The organism is Bacillus sp. B1-WWTP-T-0.5-Post-4 (assembly GCF_009183795.1).
GTDB classification, from domain to species: domain Bacteria; phylum Bacillota; class Bacilli; order Bacillales; family Bacillaceae_G; genus Bacillus_A; species Bacillus_A cereus.
In genome coordinates, this window is sequence record NZ_WEIJ01000001.1 from 557,873 (window position 1) to 577,254 (window position 19,382).

Genomic DNA, 19,382 nt, shown 5'->3' on the forward strand with positions numbered 1-19,382 from the left:
CCTACACCCTCCTCGTTTAGTAAACCGTTTCTTTAAAGAAGAATCCTGTATCTAACGGACGATTTACTGGTTGCATTTCTTCTATTTCTTTATATAGATCATCTTTCACGTCATAATATGCATCACGATCTTCTACGCATAAATCAATCGCTTGACGATATTTCTTCGTTACTTCAATAATGTATTCAGAGCTTTTTAGTACACCGTCGATTTTTAAGCTATCAACTTCAGCTTCGATTAGTTCCTCTAATTCATCGATGAAACAAATATCGTTGGGACTCATAATGTGAGTACCATTTTCATCTTCATAAATTGGATATTTATTGTTACGCTCTGGGTCATATAAGAACATATTCTCTTCATATTTTTTCTTTTCAATGTCAAGATTACGTCCTTGATACTCAAAGTAGTTTCCTACTAATGAACGCTTCGATTGGAACATACAAGTCATACCGTGAATTTGTACTTCTAGTTCCACTTCAGCATTTTCTTTTAAATCAACAATTTCATCTAAGCTCAGCTCACGAGCTAATACAGCGCGCTTCGCTCCTCTTTGTCCCCAGTAGTTACAAGTGAACCAGTTTGTTGCTGTCGTTTCTGTATTCCAGTGCAACTGCATATTTGGTGCTACTTCGCGAACAGCCATTAATACCGCTGGATCTCCGAAAACAATTGCATCTACATTTACTTCGTTTAAAAATGAAACGTAATCTGTTAATTCTTCTACTTTATCGTTGTGGAACATAGCGTTCATGGCTACGTATACTTTCACACCATTTTCATGTGCAATCTTCACAGCTTGTTTTACATCTTCACGTGAAAACTCCCCTGCTAAACGTAAACCAAACTTTTGCTCACCGATCATTACCGCATCTGCTCCTGCTTTCGCAAGTTGTTCGATATCCGCCACCGCTCTTGGCGTTACTAACAATTCAGGTTTCTTCATACCTTGGTCACCCTCTCTTTTTACTAACAGCTACTCCATCACCAATTGGGAAAATCGTTGTATCATATCCTTCATGGTTCATAAGCCACTCATTGTACGTCTTAATACGACGGATTAAACCACGTGTACGTCTGTTTTCAATTTTCTCTTTTGTCGTTACAAGACCGTGGTACATAACATTATCTGAAATAATTACGCCACCAGGATTTAATAACGGTTCATATAAGTCAAAAAAACGACGATACTGTCCTTTTGCTGCATCAATAAAAATAACGTCAAATGTCCCGTGTTCTTTTACTTGTTCACCTGTCTCTAACGCATCACCGTAAATAACTGAAATACGATCTGTTACTGGGGAACGTTCTATATATTCAAGTGCTTTTTCATATCGCTCACGATTGCGCTCAACTGTCACAATACGTGAATTTGGAATAGCTTGCATCATACGAATACTAGAATAACCGATTGCTGTTCCAAGTTCTAAAATGCTTTTCGGTCCAATTAAACGTAAAAATTGCAGCATAAATTCCATTCCAAGTCGATCCATAATCGGCACATGATTTTCTGTTGCATATTCTTCCATTTCAAGAATTAATTTATCTTTCGGATCAATAAATGATAATAGGTACTCGTTAACTGCATCCTCCATAAATGGTCCTCCTTATTTACATGGAGAAGTGCCTCTATGACGTCTTTTCACACATAGAATGCAATAAAAATACAAGCCAGCTTTATCCTTAGCTTGTACGTCCCGTTTTGATATTAAAAACGATTCTTCTGCCAGTTTTTAACCCGATATATTTTACCACAAAAAAGAGGGATGTGCGACTTTTTTCGCTATCCCTCCCCATTTCACTGTTTTTTCGTAATGTATTTTTGCTTTAATGCATTATGCTCTTCTAATGTTTTCGCATAGTACACTTCACCACTTGGTGCAGCTAAGAAATAATAATAATCTGTTTGCGCAGGTTCTAACGCAGCTTCTACTGAATGTTTACCAGAGTTTGCGATCGGCCCTACCGGCAATCCTTTTACAACATACGTATTGTACGGTGAGTTGACCTTTAAATCTTCGTATAATACACGTTGTTTATGCTTTCCAAGTGCATATAATACCGTTGGATCCGTTTGAAGCGGCATACCTTTTGCTAAACGATTATAAAAGACACTAGAGATCTTTTGACGATCTGTAAAACCAGTTGCCTCTTCTTCAATAAGTGAAGATAATGTTAAAAGCTGATGAACATCCCAATTCTTCGCTTTCATTTTCGCCTCATTTTGAACAATGATTGCATTTGTTTTCTCAAGCATTGGAATTACAATTTCTTCTAACGTTGTATCTTTCTTATAAAACGAATACGTTGCAGGATATAAATAACCTTCTAATGGGTATTTAATATTACTATCAAAGATTTTATCCGTTAATAACTTCGGATACTTTTGCTGCATTTTTTGAATAAATGCTTTATCGTTTAATTGACGCGTAACATCATCTTTATTCCACTTTAGTTCTGTCGCAATCGTTTCTGCAATTTCAGTTACTTGCGCCCCTTCTTTAATCGTCACTTTATAAAGAGCTGGACGATGCACGTTGCCAGCTGACATTTGTTCGATCACATCTTCAGCATTCATTGAAGGATTTAATAAATATGTACCTGCTTGTAAACTTTTCGATTTAGCCTTTGTATAAAAACTAAAAACTGTACCGTTTTTTACAGCGCCTTTTTCTTCTAAAATTTCTCCAATTTTACTTGTAGATGATCCTTTCGGAATTTCTACTTCAATCTCTTTTTTATTCCCGCTATCAACTGGTCCTAATGCGGATGAAATATACGCATAGACTGAACCACAAACTAAAAGCAGTGCAATAATCGAAAATAAAAAGATGCGTCTACGCTTCTTTTTCACTTGATTCTCTATCAAAACATTTCCTCCTTACTTAATTGTAGACCGTATGTACACCTTTCTATACAGCACGATGTAAAAACGCAACAAATTCACTTATCTTTTTTAATTGACACTTTATTTTTCTACAATCCGTCTCATTATACTACAAAGACTTACACAGTTTCGACAAAAAATCTTTCATTTTACATATAAATACAAAAAAAGATGGACTGTATGTCGTCCATCTTTTCAGTACTTATTATTCAGCTTCTTGCTCATCAGCAATAGTGTTAAACGTTTCTTGTACCATTTCCCACTCTTCTTCTGATTCGATTGGAAGTAAAACTCCGCCCTCTTCTTCATTTTGCTCATAAGCCATTGCATCATAAATTGGGTCTCCATCTTCATCTACTTCACCGATTGGAGAGAAGATTACGTATGATTTTTTACCAAATTTGTCAGCATCAAAAGTGAAAATAATTTCACATAAATGTTCGTTACCTTTTTCGTCTACAATTGTAATTTGACGTTCTTCCATTTTGGTCACCTCTTATTTTCTATCTAAAAATCCTTGTAAGATTACGACTGCAGCCATCTTATCGATTACTTGTTTTCGCTTCTTACGACTTACATCAGCTGAAATGAGTAGACGTTCCGCTGCCATTGTTGACAAACGCTCGTCCCACATTACAACGTCTAATTGTAACAGCTCTCGTAGGTTTTCTGCAAATTGTTGGCACGCTTCGCCACGTGGGCCAATTGTACCATTCATATTTTTAGGTAAACCTACTACTATTTTGTCCACATTGTACTGCTTTACTAACTCAGAAATACGATCAAAACCAAAGTGACCTCGTTCTTCGTTAATCTTAATTGTTTCTAATCCTTGTGCTGTCCAGCCCATTTCGTCGCTAATTGCAACTCCGACTGTTTTTGTACCTACATCTAAACCTAATATCCGCATAAACTACTCCTCACGATGATGTTTCAAGTAAGACTTCACAAGCTCTTCAATTAACTCATCACGTTCAAGCTTGCGAATGATGCTACGTGCATCTTTATGGCGAGGTATGTATGCTGGGTCTCCACTTAATAAATAACCGACGATTTGGTTAATCGGATTATAGCCTTTTTCTTGAAGTGCATCATACACAGTTAAAAGTACATCATTTACATGGACACTCTGTTTTTCATCTTGAATGCTAAACTTCATTGTTTTATCAAAACCGTCCATTTCAAGCACCTCACTTATATAGTAAGTATAGGGAGAAGAACTTCTCCTCTCCCTACCATTGTACACTACTATCTCTTTATTTTGAAACAGATTTAACGTACTCTTGTACAAATGCTAAAGCTTCTTCGACTTGAGCTGGGTTTTTACCGCCTGCTTGTGCCATATCAGGACGGCCACCACCGCCACCGCCGCAACGAGAAGCTACTTCTTTCACAAGTTTACCAGCATGGTAACCTTGGCTAATTAAGTCTTTCGTTACACCTGCTAGGATGTTTACTTTATCGTCATTAACAGACGCTAATACAACAACTGCTGACTCTAATTTATTTTTCAGATCATCCATCATCGTACGTAAGTTGTTCATATCTGCAACATTTACTTTCGCTGCTAATACATTCACACCATCAACTGTCATTACAGAATCAGTTAAGTTTCCAGCTTCGATATTGCTTAATTTCGCAGCAAGAGATTCATTTTCTTTTTGCAGTTGTTTCACTTCAGCAAATAGACCATCAACTCTTGTTAAAATATCTTTCGGATTTGTTTTCATTTTTCCTGCTGCTTCTTTTAATAAACCTACTTGATCGTTCATTAATTCGTATGCAGACTTACCAGTTACTGCTTCAATACGACGAGTTCCTGCACCAATACCAGACTCAGCAACGATTTTGAAAATACCGATAGAAGCTGTATTATCAACGTGACAACCACCACAAAGCTCTAAGCTGTAATCGCCAACTTGTACAACGCGTACAACATCTCCGTATTTTTCACCGAATAATGCCATTGCGCCCATTTCTTTCGCTTCTTCGATTGCTTTTTGAGAAATCTCAACATCAATACTTTCCCAAATTTTTTCGTTTACCATACGCTCAATTTTTTCTAATTCGTCAGCTTGTACTTGACCGAAGTGAGAGAAGTCAAAACGTAGACGTTCAGAAGTTACAAGAGAACCTGCTTGGTTAACGTGTGTTCCAAGTACGTCTTTTAATGCTTGGTGTAGTAAGTGAGTTGCTGTATGATTTTTTACAACGCTACTACGGTTTTTCGTATCGATAATAGCTTTTACAGCCGCATCTTTCGTTAATGTACCTTCTTCAACAACAACTTTATGCAAGTTTTGGCCGTTTGGTGCTTTTTGTACGTCTTTTACAAGAACTTTCACACCATCTGCAAGAAGGTAACCACGGTCTGCAATTTGTCCACCGCTCTCAGCATAGAATGGTGTTACATCAAGCATTAATTGTCCTTCTTCACCAGCGTGTAAGCTGTCTGTGTATTCACCGTTTTTCACAAGTGCAACAACGTTACTTTCTGTTGCAACTGTACCGTAACCAACGAATTCGCTCGCTACTTTAATTTCTCCAAGGACACCACCTTGAACTTGCATAGAATCAACGTCTTGACGAGCAGCACGTGCACGCTCACGTTGTTTTTCCATTTCATTTTCAAAACCTTCATGATCAACTGTCATGCCAGCTTCTTCTGCATATTCTTCTGTTAATTCAATTGGGAAACCGTATGTGTCATATAGACGGAACGCATCTACTCCAGAAATAACAGTTGTTTTTTCTTCTTTTGCTTTTGCAATTACTTCAGCTAAAATCGCTTCACCATCATGAAGTGTTTCATGGAAACGCTCTTCTTCGTTCTTCACAACTTTCGCAATGAAATCTTTCTTTTCAAGTACTTCTGGATAGAAGTCTTTCATTACTTCTCCAACAACCGGTACTAATTCAAACATAAATGGACGGTTGATGTTTAATTTCTTCGAATAACGAACAGCGCGGCGTAATAAACGACGTAATACATAACCACGGCCTTCGTTAGATGGAAGAGCACCGTCACCAACAGCGAATGTTACTGTACGGATATGGTCAGCAATTACTTTGAATGCCATATCTTTTTCTAAATCGCCATTACGATATTTTTCACCAGAAATTGTTTCTGTTGCACCAATCATCGGCATGAATAGGTCTGTATCAAAGTTCGTAGGTACATCTTGAACGATAGATGTCATACGCTCTAGACCCATCCCTGTATCAATGTTTTTCTTAGGAAGTGGTGTATATGAACCGTCTGGATTATGGTTAAATTGAGAGAATACAAGGTTCCATACTTCTAAGTAACGCTCGTTTTCTCCGCCTGGATATAATTCTGGGTCACTAAAGTCATTACCGTAAGCTTCTCCGCGGTCATAGAAAATCTCTGTATTCGGTCCACTTGGTCCTTCACCGATATCCCAGAAGTTTTCTTCTAAGCGAATAATACGCTCTTTTGGAACGCCCATTTTCTCATTCCAAATTGTGAATGCTTCTTCATCTTCTGGATGGATTGTAACTGATAGTAATTCTTTATCGAATCCGATCCATTTGTCGCTCGTTAAGAATTCCCAAGCCCATGTAATTGCTTCTTCTTTGAAGTAATCACCAATTGAGAAGTTTCCTAACATTTCAAAGAATGTATGGTGACGAGCTGTTTTCCCTACGTTTTCAATATCGTTTGTACGAATTGATTTTTGAGCATTTGTAATACGTGGATTTTGTGGGATTACACGTCCATCAAAATATTTTTTTAATGTAGCTACACCACTATTAATCCATAAAAGAGATGGATCTTCATGCGGAACTAGTGATGCACTAGGTTCTACTGCATGTCCTTTTTCTTGGAAAAAGTCTAAAAACATTTGACGAATTTGTGCGCCTGTTAGTTGTTTCATTGTATTTTCCTCCTTAAATATAAAAAACTCCCGTCCCTATAAAAGGGACGAGAGTTAACTCGCGATACCACCCTAATTATGAATTGATTACAATAACAATCAATTCATCACCTCATGGTGCCGTAACGTGGCAAGACGGCAGTGATTAGCTGCTCTCAGGATTAGCTTTCTGTTACCCTTCATCTAAAGCTTCTTTCAGCCATATGGAAGCTTCTCTCTAGAAATGGACTGTAACGTACTTGTTCCGTCATTGATTTAATGTATTATATGACTAAATATAATAGAATTCTCTTAAGTTTGTCAATGTAGATAATCATTTATATTGTATTAATTGCTTATTTATCATAGGTATTCTACTATTCATTCTTAACAGCCTTTTCATATAGTATGCATTTATTAACAAATCGGAATCTCCTTATAAGAATGATTTATAAAAATTTCTAAATATTACTTTTTTTGCTATAATTAAATTATTGTTAATAAAATAAAGGAGCGATCACAATGACAACCTTACTTAGCAAAGCTAAAAACATATTAGCGACTGACGAAACGATATTATTTTACGCAGCATGTTCATTAGACATATTTATTTATCGTTCCGTCGCAAGGCCAGGATTGCTAATTTTAACGAACAAAAGACTATTCTTTTATGGGCCAGATGTAAGTAAGAATCCAATATTTGAAGAGTACTCTTTCGCAAAAATTTCTAATCTAAAAGAACAAAAGCGTCTTTTCAACAATCAAATTATATTTATGTATGATAACGAATGGAAAAAAATAAAACATATTCAAACAAATGATGTGAGCTCCCTCGTTCAAAAGATACACGAGCAGCTTTCTAAATAAATATATGATTAGCCCTCTATTTCTTACATAGAGGGCTTCTATACTTACACATCTTCTTTTTTCAAGAGCGGTCTCACATGAACAATGACAGTGCGAATAACTGCTAAAATCGGAACAGATATTAGTAACCCTACAATCCCAGCTACCTCTCCCCCAACTAGTAAGGCAAGCATAATAATAACGGGATGCATACGAAGTGACTTACCAACGATGTAAGGCGATAAAATGTTACTCTCCACAAATTGCAAAATCGCAATCGTGATCCCCGCCTTAATAAGTAAACTCGTTGATACTGTTGCTGCAATCATTAACGTCGGGATCGCTCCTAAAATAGGACCGAAGTATGGGATTATATCCGTTACCCCAATAATAATGCCAAGCAATAATGGATATTTCATACCGATAAACCAAAAAGAAAGAGCTGATACTCCCCCTAATACTAAACAAACAAATAACTGTCCTCGAATATAGCTTCCAAGTGACTTATCAATTTCTTTCGCAAGCATTTGCCCCGTACCTCGCCATTTACTTGGGACTAGTTTCCAAAAGATATGATAAAACTCACCATAATCTTTTAATATGTAAAATACAATGAACGGTATTAAGAAAATAATGAGCAATGAATCGAGTACACCACGAGCTGTACTCATCACTTTATTTAAAAGCGCTTGAATCTTCGTTTCCACACCCACAAAAAGTTGCTTCACCTTTTCATGAATGAACGAAGGGAAATTCGCTGTTTGTTCTGTAACGCCATCCATCCACGAATCGTACATCTTTGTAAACTGGGGAAATTGTTCATTAATCTCTTGTAACTGTTTAATAACGACTGGTGTTCCTTTATAAATCCCATAACCAATTCCGCCAAAGAAAAGGATATAAATGAGCAAAATGGCAAGTGTACGAGGCATCCCTTCCTTATGAATTTTTTCAATTAAAGGGTGCAATAAATACGCAATAAAACACGCGATAAGAAACGGCGTGATTGCTACTTTAAATACAAAAATAATCGGTGCCCATAGCGGCTTAATTTTTAAAAAGACGAGCAGACAAAGAAAAACAAGTAACAATAATCCTAAACGATATATCCAAATGATTTTAAGATTCTTCACATGAAAAACCTCCTCCACCTTTATTTTGAAAATAAATGGGGTAGGTTATGTGCGAAACTTTTAAAATCTTTTCATACGGACCATACTGTTTTTTAAAGACGTACATATAAATAACATAACAAGGACAACCACCCCTGAGAATACAGCATGAATTAATATAATCAGGAGGGCTAATTATGGTTTTATTTATGCTTGGATTATCAGCACTTTTTATGATTCTTGAATGGATTTGTATCGGGTTCGGTATTTGGAAGGGGTTCTTTATTCATTCCTCACGTAAAGAAAAAGCGAAGCAATTATGGCAGTATGGAATACTTGGCGTTGGCTGCTACGGTCTATCTTATCTTTTCTCAGAGATCGGACTTTTTTATTTGCATATGGGTGCATAAAAAAACTCCCTTGTCTACAAGGGAGTTTTTCAATTTATCGAAATGATTATAAGTAAGACTTAATCATCTTACGTGCTTTTTTCATATTGCGTTTTGAAAATACATCTTGTTTACGAGCATATTGATATGCTGCAGCTCCAACACCTAATGCGATTAATGAATTGCGTAGATTCAAAGTAAATCCCCCTTTTCGTTATCCGATCGTTCTTTCATTCTCATCAAATAAATCATCAAGAGAGCTTAATGAACCATCTTCCTCAACTTGATGTGTATGGATTTTCCCCTTTGAAACCGATAATTCGATATAACAATTCCAGCAATAAAATTGGTTGACACCTATTTTTCCAATGTCTTTCCCTTTGCAATTTGGACAAATGAACATATGGCTTTCATCTCCTTACAGTCTCCCAGATTCTATTCGCCATTATGTCCAAACTGCATTCATTTATACATTACTGGAGCCTTTCAACGCTATGCGTTTGAAAGTTTCACTATATAATTTCACCTTGTTACATGAAATCATACGGTGAAATGTTTTCCACGTCCATTTCCTCGCCATTAACTGTGACCATCTGTACTTCTCCTTGTGATTCTTGCAAGCGACTAGCTAAAGTTGTTTGACGCATTGCATCATCAAGGCGATTTACACCAGATTGGAAAGCTGCTTCCTCCCCGCAAATAATAAGGAACTTCTTACTTCTTGTAATACCCGTGTAAATTAAATTACGACGTAACATACGGTTGTAACTTTTCACGATTGGCATAATAACAATCGGAAATTCACTACCTTGTGATTTATGAATGGAACAACAATATGCATGCGTAATTTGATTTAAATCGGGCTTCGTATACGTTACCTCAATTCCATCAAATGAAACGATAATCATATCTTGTTGCTCAACGTTCTCTTTCGCATAAAACACCGAAACAATTTCCCCAATATCACCATTAAACACTTGGCTCTCCGGCTGATTCACGAGTTGCAGTACTTTATCGCCTCTTCGGTACACAACATCACCGTAAGCAATTTCTTTACTCTTTTCCCTCTTCGGATTAAATACTTGTTGCAGCGCTTCGTTTAATACATTAATACCAGCAGGCCCGCGGTACATCGGTGCTAATACTTGAACATCCCTTGCACTAAAGCCTTTTGTTTTAGCATTTTCGCAAACTTTTTTCACAACCTCAACAATTTGAGCCCCTGTACAGCTGATAAACGAACGATCTTTTTTGTTTTGCGCTAAATCTGGTGGTAGAGTTCCATTTTTTATCGCATGGGCAAGTTGAATGACTGATGAGCCTTCCGCTTGACGATAAATTTCAGTAAGCTTCACTGTCGGAACTGCGCCTGCATTTAATAAATCTTTTAATACTTGTCCAGGTCCTACAGATGGCAACTGATCTTCATCACCTACAACGATAACTTGAATATTCGTCGGCAACGACTTAAATAGCTGATTTGCAAGCCAAATATCAACCATTGAAAATTCATCGATAATAAGGAGCTTACCTTGGACAGGATCCGTTTCATTACGCTGGAAAGATCCTTCTGGCGTCCAACCAAGTAAACGGTGAATTGTGCAAGCTGGAAGTCCTGTCGATTCACTCATCCGCTTCGCTGCTCTTCCTGTTGGAGCTGTTAATAGTATTGGAAATGGATTATCATCACTGTATTCATTCGGATTTAACGATAATCCGTGAAGTGACGCATACATTTCAACAATCCCTTTAATAACTGTTGTTTTCCCTGTTCCTGGTCCACCTGTCAATAACATCATCGGTTTATGAAGTGCCGTTTGAATTGCTTCTTGCTGAAACGGTGCATATTGTACGTTCAGTTGTTCTTCAATTTCACCTAACGTTTTTAACACTTCCGCTTCTGGAAATGAAGGTGTTTCTTCTTGATTCATAAGCCTGCGAATAGACTTTACAACACCTTTTTCAGAGTAGAATAACGTCGCTAAATACACTCGTTCTTCTTCTATGATGACTTTCCCTTCACTTTGCATCGTTTCAATACAACCTATAATATCTTCCTCAGTCACTCTTCCTTCTTGATTGTTTAAAAGTGACATCGTTTCTCTTACAAGTTGATCTTTCCTCATATAAACATGACCAAGTTGTAATGAGACATTCTCTAATGTGTAAAAACATCCCGCTCGTACACGGTCGTCATGATTACCCGATATCCCTAACGCACGCCCTATATCATCCGCTCTTCCAAAACCAATCCCGTCCACTTCTTCAATAAGTTGATACGGATTATTACGAATCACTTCTAATGTCATCTCTTTATATTGCTGGTAAATCTTAATAGAAAGTTTCGTTCCAAAACCGTAGCCATTTAAAAAGCTCATTACTTTCTCTAATCCTTGATGTTCAACAATTGTCTCATATATTTCCTGAGCCTTTTGTTTATTAACAACACCATTTAATGCCTCAGGGTCATCCATAATTTTAGAAATAGCATGTTCTCCGAGATGATCCACAATTTTTTCAGCTGTACGCTTTCCTATCCCTTTAAATAAATCACTCGCTAAATATTGCACCATACCTGCTTTTGTTTGCGGCAATTCTTTTTTAAATGTTTCAACCATATATTGTTTTCCATACTTTGGATGGTCCTTAAAATGACCAGTCAATGTAAACACTTCATCTTCATGCATGCGGGGAAAATGACCGTTTATCATTACTTTCTTTTCGTCATACGTTTCATTCGTTTCAATGACTTTCATACTGACAACGGAATAGAGGTTTTCTTCGTTGTGGAAAATGGTATGAAGAACTTGCGCTTTTATAAACTTTTTCTCTTCCTCAAACAAATCCATTGCATGTTGATTTCCCATCTTTCCTCTCCTTTCCGATATTTTCACTTTAATGAGCAGTACATCCCCCACCTTTTTAGATGAGGGATAACTACCCATTAAACTATATTTTTATCTTATTCAGCTTCTTGCTCTAATAAACGAACGCCATTACCCGCTAAAAAGTGATCTGGCTGAATTTCAGTTGCTTTCTTAAATAAAGCGAGAGCCTTCTCATTATTTTCCTCAAATACGTACGCAACACCTAAATTGTAATACGCATCTGCATGCTCTTCATCCATTTCTAATACCTTTTCAAAATAAGGTTTCGCCTCTTGAACATGTTCTAATCGCGCGAAGCAAAGTCCGCACTGGAATACAGCTTCTACATCGTTTTCATCTAATTCTGTTGCTCTTTGTAAGAATGGTAGTGCAAGACGATCATTTCCAAGCTGTACATGTGTGATACCTAACATAAATGTTACATCAGCTGATTGTAATCCAGCTTGCATTGCTTGTTCAAATACAGCTTTCGCCTCAGTAAATTGCTCTTGGCCATAATATACATTTCCTAAACCATAATAGGCAGCTGCAGATTTATCATCTAACTCTAGTGCGCGTTTATAAAATAAAATCGCTCGCTCGCTATCACCTAATACGTCTAATAAATTTGCAAAATTAATGTATCCAAGCGCATCTTTCGGATTTTCTTCGATTGCTTCTGTAAAATTTTTAGCTGCTTCTTCCCAGTTTCCTTCTTGCATATATTGAATACCTGTTTCAAGTTTGTTTGACATGTCCTTCACCTCTACAACAAATTATAACAAAGAATGTATTTTCCAAGCGAACGAAAATTCGCTTTATGTAAAAGAAACCTCTAACCGCTAATCGGCAGAGGCTTCTCGTTTATCCTAAATAATCCAATTTCTTACCACTACGGTATACTTCATCAATTGTAGCACCGCCTAAGCACTCATCTCCATCATAGAAAACGACTGCTTGTCCTGGTGTAATTGCACGAATTGGCTCATCACAAAGAATACGAACTGTATTTTCATCAACGATTTGAACCGTTACTTTATTGTCTTCTTGACGATAACGGAATTTCGCCGTGCACTTAAATTCTGTTTCTTTTTCTTTGTTACTTACCCATCCTACATTCGTAGCAATAACTTCATCACCATATAGAAGTTCGTTATGGAATCCTTGATCAACATATAAAATGTTTTCTTTTAGATTTTTCCCAACAGCAAACCATGGATCACCATTACCACCAATTCCAAGGCCATGACGTTGTCCAATTGTATAATACATTAAACCGTCATGCTTCCCTTTCACTTCACCAGATAATGTTTGCATTACACCTGGTTGTGCCGGTAAGTAGTTACTTAAGAAATCTTTAAAGTTACGCTCACCAATGAAGCAAATACCTGTACTATCTTTTTTCGCCGCTGTCGCTAAGCCAGCTTCTTTCGCCATTTCACGAATTTGCGGTTTCTTTAATTCACCTAACGGGAACATTGTTTTTGATAATTGCTCTTGGCTTAATTGATTTAAGAAATATGTTTGATCTTTATTGTCATCAACGCCGCGAAGCATTTTATATTCGCCGTCCATATAAGCAACGCGTGCATAATGGCCTGTTGCCACATAATCCGCACCAAGCGCAATTGCATGCTCTAAAAATGCTTTAAATTTAATTTCTTTATTACACATTACATCTGGGTTTGGTGTACGACCAGCTCGATACTCATCTAAGAAGTACGTAAATACTTTATCCCAGTATTGTTTTTCAAAGTTTACTGCATAATACGGAATACCAATTTGGTTACACACTTCAATTACATCATTGTAATCTTCTGTTGCTGTGCAGACACCATTCTCATCTGTATCATCCCAGTTTTTCATAAAAATTCCGATTACATCATAACCTTGCTCTTTTAATAAAAGTGCTGCTACAGATGAATCGACGCCACCGGACATTCCGATGACAACGCGTGTTTCGTGAGGTAGTTTGTTCATCATGTCACCTCCCATGCTAATTTTGTGTTAATCGCTTCACGATTTTCACTGTTTCGTACGCCGCTTTTTCAATTTGCTCTTTCGTATTTCCAAGTCCAAAACTAAAGCGTACGGATGAACGTATTTGATCGGAGTCTTTTCCAAACATCGCTACTAATACATGTGATGGATCAATCGAACCAGCTGTACAAGCAGAACCGCTTGATACTGCAATGCCAGCAAGGTCTAAGTTCACAAGAAATGGTTCAATGTTCATTCCTGTAAAACTTACATTAAGTACATGCGGTAAGCGATGTTCTAAGTTTCCGTTTACCTCGAAAGTAATGCCTTCATTTTTGAAGACAGATACCATTATATCTTTAAACTCTTCATATTGGGCATTTTTTTGCTCACGAGTTTTTTCAGCTATAAGAATTGCATGCTGAAGCCCAGCAATACTAGGCACATTTTCCGTACCAGCACGGCGTTTTCTTTCTTGCTCTCCGCCTATTAATAACGGTTCAAATTTCACATTTGCACCAGCGTATAAGAACCCTACACCTTTTGGCCCATTAATTTTATGTGCTGAAATTGATAATAAATCAATTCCAAACTCTTTCACATTAATTTCTACTAAACCGTAAGCTTGTACCGCATCTGTATGGAAATAAGCTTGATGATCTTTTAGCAGCTTTCCTATTTCCACAATTGGTTGCATTGTCCCTACTTCATTATTCCCAAACATAACAGATACAAGAATCGTCTCTTCTGTTAATGCCTTTTGTATGTCAGAAACTTGAATGCGCCCTGTTTCATCGACAGGTAAATATGTCACTTCAAACCCTTCACGCTCTAACAATTCGCACGTATGCAAAATCGCATGATGTTCAATTTGCGTCGTTATTATGTGGTTACCTTTATGACGGTTCGCACGTGCTACACCTATAAGCGCTAAATTATCAGCTTCTGTACCACCGCTCGTAAATATAATTTCATTCGGATTCGCATGAATGCTGCGTGCACACACTCGTCTCGCCTCATCTACTGCATGGCGCGTTTGACGTCCATAAAAGTGAATACTAGACGGGTTCCCGAATATTTCTGTCATATATGGAATCATCTTTTCGACCACTTCTGGGTGAGTCGGAGATGTCGCAGCATGATCTAAGTAAATGCGTTCCATTAAATCTCCTTCTTTCCAAATCGTTTCACAAGGAATTAAATGTAAAACATATAGCCCCCGTGATTTTCTTCCTCATAACGTACTAAATCTTCTAACGTTGTACTATCTAACACTTCTTGTACCGCATCACGAACACGCATCCATAACTGGCGTTGTGCTGGTTCTTCTTCTTCTATCATTTCTACAACACTAATCGGCCCCTCTAATACACGGATTACATCCCCAGCTGTAATGTTAGCCGGTTGATCTGATAGTACATATCCGCCATATGCTCCGCGTGTACTCTTTACTAGACGCGCGTTACGAAGTGGTGAAATTAATTGCTCTAAGTAATGTTCCGATAAGTCATGTGCCTGCGCAATTGATTTTAATGAAATCGGACCTTCACCAAACTTTTTTGCAAGATCGATCATAATTGTTAAGCCGTAGCGGCCTTTCGTTGAAATCTTCATCTATTTTGCACCTCTTTTCAAATTTTCACTTCTATTGGTTATATCTTATTTATAAAAGAACACAATTTAAAATCCTATGAAATTATAGCATAATATAGTATTATAAGAAATTTCAACTTGTGTATCAAAATGATAACATAAAATCACATTGAAAAACTCGGAAATTATTACAATTGAAAGAAAAATGAAAATATTCGTATTCATTTACCCATAAAACAGCATCCTATTTCAAATTCCGTAGAAAAAAATGATACGATAGAACGAGATTATATATTAAGGGAGACGGTCCAAATGAAACAACCACTCGCACATCGAATGCGCCCTACAAATATTCAAGAAATTATTGGGCAACAACATTTAGTTGGTGAAGGAAAGATTTTATGGCGAATGGTCCAAGCCAATCATTTTCAATCTATGATTTTATACGGTCCTCCAGGTACAGGAAAAACATCCATTGCCAGTGCAATTGCAGGAAGTACCGGTACCCCGTTTCGTCTATTGAACGCTGTTACTCACAATAAAAAAGATATGGAAGTTGTCGTACAAGAAGCGAAGATGCATCGACACCTCGTTTTAATTTTAGATGAAGTTCACCGTCTAGATAAAGCAAAGCAAGACTTTCTATTACCTCACTTAGAAAGCGGACTTCTTACTTTAATTGGTGCTACGACAAGTAATCCATTCCATGCAATAAACTCCGCTATTCGAAGCAGGTGTCAAATTTTCGAATTACACGCACTAACAGAAGAAGATATTTTAATTGGGTTAAAAAGAGCTTTAGAAGATAAAGAAAAAGGCCTTGGAGAATATGCAGTAACGGTAACAGATGAAGCACTACATCACTTTGCAAACGCCTCTGGTGGTGATATGCGTTCCGCTTATAACGCACTTGAGCTTGCTGTATTATCTAGCTTTACTACAGACGATCAAGCGGCTGAAATCACACTCGAGATTGCAGAAGAATGCTTACAAAAGAAGAGCTTCGTCCACGACAAAGGCGGCGATGCTCATTATGATGTATTATCAGCATTTCAAAAATCAGTGCGCGGAAGTGATGTAAATGCAGCACTCCATTATTTAGCACGCCTTATTGAAGCAGGTGATTTACAAAGCATTGGCAGACGCCTTCTTATTATGGCTTATGAAGATATTGGACTTGCTAGCCCACAAGCTGGACCACGTACACTAGCTGCAATTGAATCAGCTGAACGAGTTGGATTCCCAGAAGCACGCATCCCACTTGCAAATGCCGTTATCGAGCTATGCTTATCACCAAAATCAAATTCAGCTTATAAAGCACTTGATGCTGCATTACACGATTTACGCAACGGTCAAACAGGTGACATTCCAAGCCATTTAAAAGATAGTCATTACAAAGGCGCAGAATCACTTGGAAGAGGCATTGGATATTTATATCCGCACGACCATCCAAACGGCTGGGTAAGGCAACAATACTTACCTGATAAAATAAAAAGCAAGCAATATTATAAACCGAAAACGACAGGAAAATTTGAGCAAGCACTTTCTACTGTTTATGAAAGATTACAAACTTCGAATAAAACGAAAAATAAAGGGTAACATAAACGAAAACGTCACCATTATGGAGGCTTCGCTTATGAAAACACGTCAAGATGCATGGACAAAAGAAGATGATCTCCTTTTAGCAGAAACTGTTTTACGACATATTCGCAGCGGAAGTACACAAATAAAAGCGTTTGATGAAGTTGGCGACGCTTTAAACCGCACTTCCGCAGCTTGTGGTTTTAGATGGAATGCTGAAGTAAGACCGAATTACGAAGATGCGGTGCAGCTTGCAAAAAAACAACGTAAAGAATTAAAACGTTCTGAAGCTAATATAGAAAAAGATCGGTTCACGAAAACGAAACAACTCGTAATTGACGCCGATTTTTCAGAAGATATTACGTCAAGTAAACAAGATCTTACAATGCAAAATGTCATTTCATTTTTACAAAATTTAGAACATAACAATCCTTCACTTGCAAAGTTGCAAACTGAAAATGATGTATTACAAGCTCAACTCACCTCTCTGCAAAAAACGAATCATGAACTTGAAACGAAATTAGCAGTACTCACAAAAAAACAACAAGCAATCGAAGAAGATTACGCGATGCTTGTTCGAATTATGGATCGTGCTCGAAAACTTGTTTCAGTCGAAGAGCAAGAAGAGCAAATTGCCCCAATTTTCAAAACCGATCAAAATGGGAATTTAGATATTATTTATTCTGCAGAGAATTAAAAACAGGGATGTCACTTTTTTAACCGAGTGACATCCCTGTTTGTTTTCGGTGAACCATATATAGATATCGGTAAATGAAATTATATTAACGGTTTTTCGAATATATCTATCACAACTTGCAATATATCAACGATTTTTCAAATTTATCTATCACAACTTGCAATATATCAACGATTTTTCAAATTTATCTATCACAACTTGCAATATATCAACGATTCAATAAAGGATATCGATTTAACGACAAAGATTGACAATAACATTCCTCCTTGTCATACAAGGAAACTCCTACAACAGATTAGATATTTTTTACTAAAATGTTATTATAAACATATACCTTTAAAGGGAGATGGTTGCTATTTCATTAATAATCTTCAAAATAACTCTTGGCCTTCTCGTCCTAACTTTAGCTCTTTTCACCATTAACAGTCTAAAAAAGACATCCGCCTATAAATCAGATAAATATGATTATTGCTTACTAACCTTACTTACATTTGAACTAGTATTAAAGAAATATTCATATTTCTTTAATACATATAAAAAAAGCATATATCCAAAATGGATATATGCTTTTCTTTTATTCTTGCCCTACACGTTTCACTTCTACGTTTTTAATGCGTTCACGTACAACGTGACTTGCCATAATTAAGCCTGCCACAGATGGTACGAATGCATTTGATGAAGGCGGTAGTTTCGCCTTACGAATTTTTGCATTCTCGTCTGGTACAATTTCTTTACGTACTTCTTCACGAATTACGATTGGGTTTTCGTCAGAGAAGACAACTTTTACACCTTTTTTAATACCCTCTTTACGAAGCTTCGTACGAATGACTTTCGCAATTGGATCTGTATGTGTTTTAGAGATGTCCGCAATACGGAAACGAGTTGGGTCCATTTTATTTGCTGCACCCATACTTGAGATAATTTTAATTTTACGACGTAAACATTGTTTAATTAAATGAATTTTGAACGTAATCGTATCAGATGCATCCACTACGAAGTCTAAACCGTACTTAAAGAACTCTTCATATGTTTCATCTGTATAAAACATTTCTAGTCCAATTACTTCACACTCTGGGTTAATGTCCGCGATACGCTCTTTCATTAATTCTACTTTTGAACGTCCTACAGTAGATACTAAAGCGTGAATTTGACGGTTTACGTTTGTAATATCTACAACGTCTTTATCAACTAATACGAGACGTCCTACGCCAGAACGTGCTAACGCTTCAGCTGCAAAAGAACCTACGCCGCCAATTCCTAAAATACCGACTGTACTATTTTTTAATATTTCAAGTCCTTCTTTACCAAAGGCTAATTCATTACGTGAAAATTGATGTAACATTCAGCTCTACACTCCTATTACAAAAATGGTCTACCATGTATTCTAGCGTTTTTCCGACTATTTGTATAGAAAAAGTTATAGAATTCCTAAAAATACATATTTCGAGAATGAAAACATAGACCAGAATTTTATTTCTTCCTAAATACACGTTTAAAAAGGAGGATTTAGAGAACCGAGCAGATTGAGGCGCTGAAGCCAGGAGGAGCGCAG

The 19,382-nt window shown here is 37.0% G+C and carries 20 protein-coding genes and 1 other annotated feature; of the genes, 4 read left to right on the forward strand and 16 right to left on the reverse strand.

Annotated elements, in window-relative coordinates; translation table 11 throughout:
* Window positions 1-16: 16 nt before the first annotated feature.
* The 7 genes from GBN91_RS03085 to alaS all read right to left on the reverse strand — a co-directional run bounded on the left by GBN91_RS03085 (window position 17) and on the right by alaS (window position 6,786).
* Window positions 17-946, reverse strand: a complete 930-nt coding sequence (locus GBN91_RS03085) for a peptidase U32 family protein (protein ID WP_000742806.1) — start codon at window positions 944-946, stop codon at window positions 17-19.
* A 7-nt stretch (window positions 947-953) separates the two neighbouring features.
* Window positions 954-1,595, reverse strand: coding sequence for an O-methyltransferase (locus GBN91_RS03090; protein ID WP_000389102.1), 642 nt, complete (start codon window positions 1,593-1,595; stop codon window positions 954-956).
* Window positions 1,596-1,798: 203 nt separating this feature from the next.
* On the reverse strand, window positions 1,799-2,869 hold the full coding sequence (gene mltG, locus GBN91_RS03095) for an endolytic transglycosylase MltG (RefSeq protein ID WP_000572131.1): 1,071 nt from the start codon (window positions 2,867-2,869) through the stop codon (window positions 1,799-1,801).
* 223 nt (window positions 2,870-3,092) lie between these two features.
* Window positions 3,093-3,371, reverse strand: coding sequence for a DUF1292 domain-containing protein (locus GBN91_RS03100; protein ID WP_000392730.1), 279 nt, complete (start codon window positions 3,369-3,371; stop codon window positions 3,093-3,095).
* A 12-nt stretch (window positions 3,372-3,383) separates the two neighbouring features.
* Complete coding sequence (ruvX, locus tag GBN91_RS03105) at window positions 3,384-3,797, reverse strand: Holliday junction resolvase RuvX (protein WP_001221192.1); 414 nt, start codon at window positions 3,795-3,797, stop codon at window positions 3,384-3,386.
* A 3-nt stretch (window positions 3,798-3,800) separates the two neighbouring features.
* Window positions 3,801-4,067 (reverse strand): IreB family regulatory phosphoprotein, encoded by a 267-nt coding sequence (locus tag GBN91_RS03110; protein ID WP_000348590.1) that lies wholly within the window; start codon window positions 4,065-4,067, stop codon window positions 3,801-3,803.
* Between the two features lie 76 nt (window positions 4,068-4,143).
* Window positions 4,144-6,786, reverse strand: coding sequence for an alanine--tRNA ligase (gene alaS / locus GBN91_RS03115; protein ID WP_152121247.1), 2,643 nt, complete (start codon window positions 6,784-6,786; stop codon window positions 4,144-4,146).
* A 40-nt stretch (window positions 6,787-6,826) separates the two neighbouring features.
* Window positions 6,827-7,046, reverse strand: a binding site (T-box leader).
* A 241-nt stretch (window positions 7,047-7,287) separates the two neighbouring features.
* Here alaS and GBN91_RS03120 point away from each other — a divergent pair.
* A complete protein-coding gene (locus GBN91_RS03120; protein ID WP_000209578.1) occupies window positions 7,288-7,632 on the forward strand; it encodes a PH domain-containing protein in 345 nt (114 codons plus the stop codon).
* A gap of 44 nt (window positions 7,633-7,676) precedes the next feature.
* On the opposite strand, the gene GBN91_RS03125 is transcribed toward GBN91_RS03120, so the two are convergent.
* Complete coding sequence (locus tag GBN91_RS03125; protein WP_000793128.1) at window positions 7,677-8,744, reverse strand: AI-2E family transporter; 1,068 nt, start codon at window positions 8,742-8,744, stop codon at window positions 7,677-7,679.
* A gap of 176 nt (window positions 8,745-8,920) precedes the next feature.
* On the opposite strand from GBN91_RS03125, the gene GBN91_RS03130 reads away from it, so the two are divergent.
* Complete coding sequence (locus tag GBN91_RS03130; protein ID WP_000242535.1) at window positions 8,921-9,133, forward strand: hypothetical protein; 213 nt, start codon at window positions 8,921-8,923, stop codon at window positions 9,131-9,133.
* A gap of 46 nt (window positions 9,134-9,179) precedes the next feature.
* Here the strand turns inward: GBN91_RS03130 and GBN91_RS03135 are convergent, their stop codons facing one another.
* From GBN91_RS03135 to cymR, 7 genes are all read right to left on the reverse strand, one after another.
* On the reverse strand, window positions 9,180-9,308 hold the full coding sequence (locus tag GBN91_RS03135; protein WP_001053553.1) for a YrzQ family protein: 129 nt from the start codon (window positions 9,306-9,308) through the stop codon (window positions 9,180-9,182).
* Between the two features lie 18 nt (window positions 9,309-9,326).
* Window positions 9,327-9,515, reverse strand: coding sequence for a hypothetical protein (locus tag GBN91_RS03140; protein ID WP_000469281.1), 189 nt, complete (start codon window positions 9,513-9,515; stop codon window positions 9,327-9,329).
* Between the two features lie 127 nt (window positions 9,516-9,642).
* The gene (recD2, locus tag GBN91_RS03145) at window positions 9,643-11,979 is read right to left on the reverse strand and encodes an SF1B family DNA helicase RecD2 (protein WP_000528082.1); all 2,337 of its coding nucleotides are present in this window, start codon (window positions 11,977-11,979) and stop codon (window positions 9,643-9,645) included.
* A 95-nt stretch (window positions 11,980-12,074) separates the two neighbouring features.
* Entirely contained in the window at window positions 12,075-12,734 is a 660-nt protein-coding gene (locus tag GBN91_RS03150; protein ID WP_000066409.1) for a tetratricopeptide repeat protein, read from the reverse strand.
* A 109-nt stretch (window positions 12,735-12,843) separates the two neighbouring features.
* Window positions 12,844-13,959: a tRNA 2-thiouridine(34) synthase MnmA gene (gene mnmA / locus GBN91_RS03155; protein WP_001038010.1), complete on the reverse strand. Its 1,116-nt coding sequence runs from the start codon at window positions 13,957-13,959 to the stop codon at window positions 12,844-12,846.
* Between the two features lie 16 nt (window positions 13,960-13,975).
* Window positions 13,976-15,121, reverse strand: a complete 1,146-nt coding sequence (locus GBN91_RS03160) for a cysteine desulfurase family protein (RefSeq protein ID WP_000439882.1) — start codon at window positions 15,119-15,121, stop codon at window positions 13,976-13,978.
* A 35-nt stretch (window positions 15,122-15,156) separates the two neighbouring features.
* Window positions 15,157-15,573, reverse strand: coding sequence for a cysteine metabolism transcriptional regulator CymR (gene cymR / locus GBN91_RS03165; RefSeq protein ID WP_000704116.1), 417 nt, complete (start codon window positions 15,571-15,573; stop codon window positions 15,157-15,159).
* Window positions 15,574-15,864: 291 nt separating this feature from the next.
* Between cymR and GBN91_RS03170 the strand changes: the two genes are divergently transcribed.
* Both GBN91_RS03170 and GBN91_RS03175 read left to right on the forward strand, forming a co-directional pair.
* A complete protein-coding gene (locus tag GBN91_RS03170) occupies window positions 15,865-17,151 on the forward strand; it encodes a replication-associated recombination protein A (protein WP_000812943.1) in 1,287 nt (428 codons plus the stop codon).
* Between the two features lie 37 nt (window positions 17,152-17,188).
* Entirely contained in the window at window positions 17,189-17,830 is a 642-nt protein-coding gene (locus GBN91_RS03175; RefSeq protein ID WP_000857710.1) for an RsfA family transcriptional regulator, read from the forward strand.
* Window positions 17,831-18,404: 574 nt separating this feature from the next.
* Here the strand turns inward: GBN91_RS03175 and GBN91_RS03185 are convergent.
* A complete protein-coding gene (locus tag GBN91_RS03185) occupies window positions 18,405-19,172 on the reverse strand; it encodes a tRNA threonylcarbamoyladenosine dehydratase (protein ID WP_000903179.1) in 768 nt (255 codons plus the stop codon).
* Window positions 19,173-19,382: the final 210 nt, after the last annotated feature.

Coding starts and splice junctions, on each gene's coding strand:
- GBN91_RS03185 (WP_000903179.1), bottom strand. CDS start 19,172: ATGTTACATCAATTTTCACGTAATGAATTAGCCTTTGGTAAAGAAGGA.
- cymR (WP_000704116.1), bottom strand. CDS start 15,573: ATGAAGATTTCAACGAAAGGCCGCTACGGCTTAACAATTATGATCGAT.
- GBN91_RS03130 (WP_000242535.1), top strand. CDS start 8,921: ATGGTTTTATTTATGCTTGGATTATCAGCACTTTTTATGATTCTTGAA.
- ruvX (WP_001221192.1), bottom strand. CDS start 3,797: ATGCGGATATTAGGTTTAGATGTAGGTACAAAAACAGTCGGAGTTGCA.
- GBN91_RS03160 (WP_000439882.1), bottom strand. CDS start 15,121: ATGGAACGCATTTACTTAGATCATGCTGCGACATCTCCGACTCACCCA.
- alaS (WP_152121247.1), bottom strand. CDS start 6,786: ATGAAACAACTAACAGGCGCACAAATTCGTCAAATGTTTTTAGACTTT.
- recD2 (WP_000528082.1), bottom strand. CDS start 11,979: ATGGGAAATCAACATGCAATGGATTTGTTTGAGGAAGAGAAAAAGTTT.
- GBN91_RS03150 (WP_000066409.1), bottom strand. CDS start 12,734: ATGTCAAACAAACTTGAAACAGGTATTCAATATATGCAAGAAGGAAAC.
- GBN91_RS03110 (WP_000348590.1), bottom strand. CDS start 4,067: ATGGACGGTTTTGATAAAACAATGAAGTTTAGCATTCAAGATGAAAAA.
- GBN91_RS03140 (WP_000469281.1), bottom strand. CDS start 9,515: ATGTTCATTTGTCCAAATTGCAAAGGGAAAGACATTGGAAAAATAGGT.
- GBN91_RS03090 (WP_000389102.1), bottom strand. CDS start 1,595: ATGGAGGATGCAGTTAACGAGTACCTATTATCATTTATTGATCCGAAA.
- GBN91_RS03175 (WP_000857710.1), top strand. CDS start 17,189: ATGAAAACACGTCAAGATGCATGGACAAAAGAAGATGATCTCCTTTTA.
- GBN91_RS03085 (WP_000742806.1), bottom strand. CDS start 946: ATGAAGAAACCTGAATTGTTAGTAACGCCAAGAGCGGTGGCGGATATC.
- GBN91_RS03120 (WP_000209578.1), top strand. CDS start 7,288: ATGACAACCTTACTTAGCAAAGCTAAAAACATATTAGCGACTGACGAA.
- mnmA (WP_001038010.1), bottom strand. CDS start 13,959: ATGAACAAACTACCTCACGAAACACGCGTTGTCATCGGAATGTCCGGT.
- GBN91_RS03100 (WP_000392730.1), bottom strand. CDS start 3,371: ATGGAAGAACGTCAAATTACAATTGTAGACGAAAAAGGTAACGAACAT.
- GBN91_RS03170 (WP_000812943.1), top strand. CDS start 15,865: ATGAAACAACCACTCGCACATCGAATGCGCCCTACAAATATTCAAGAA.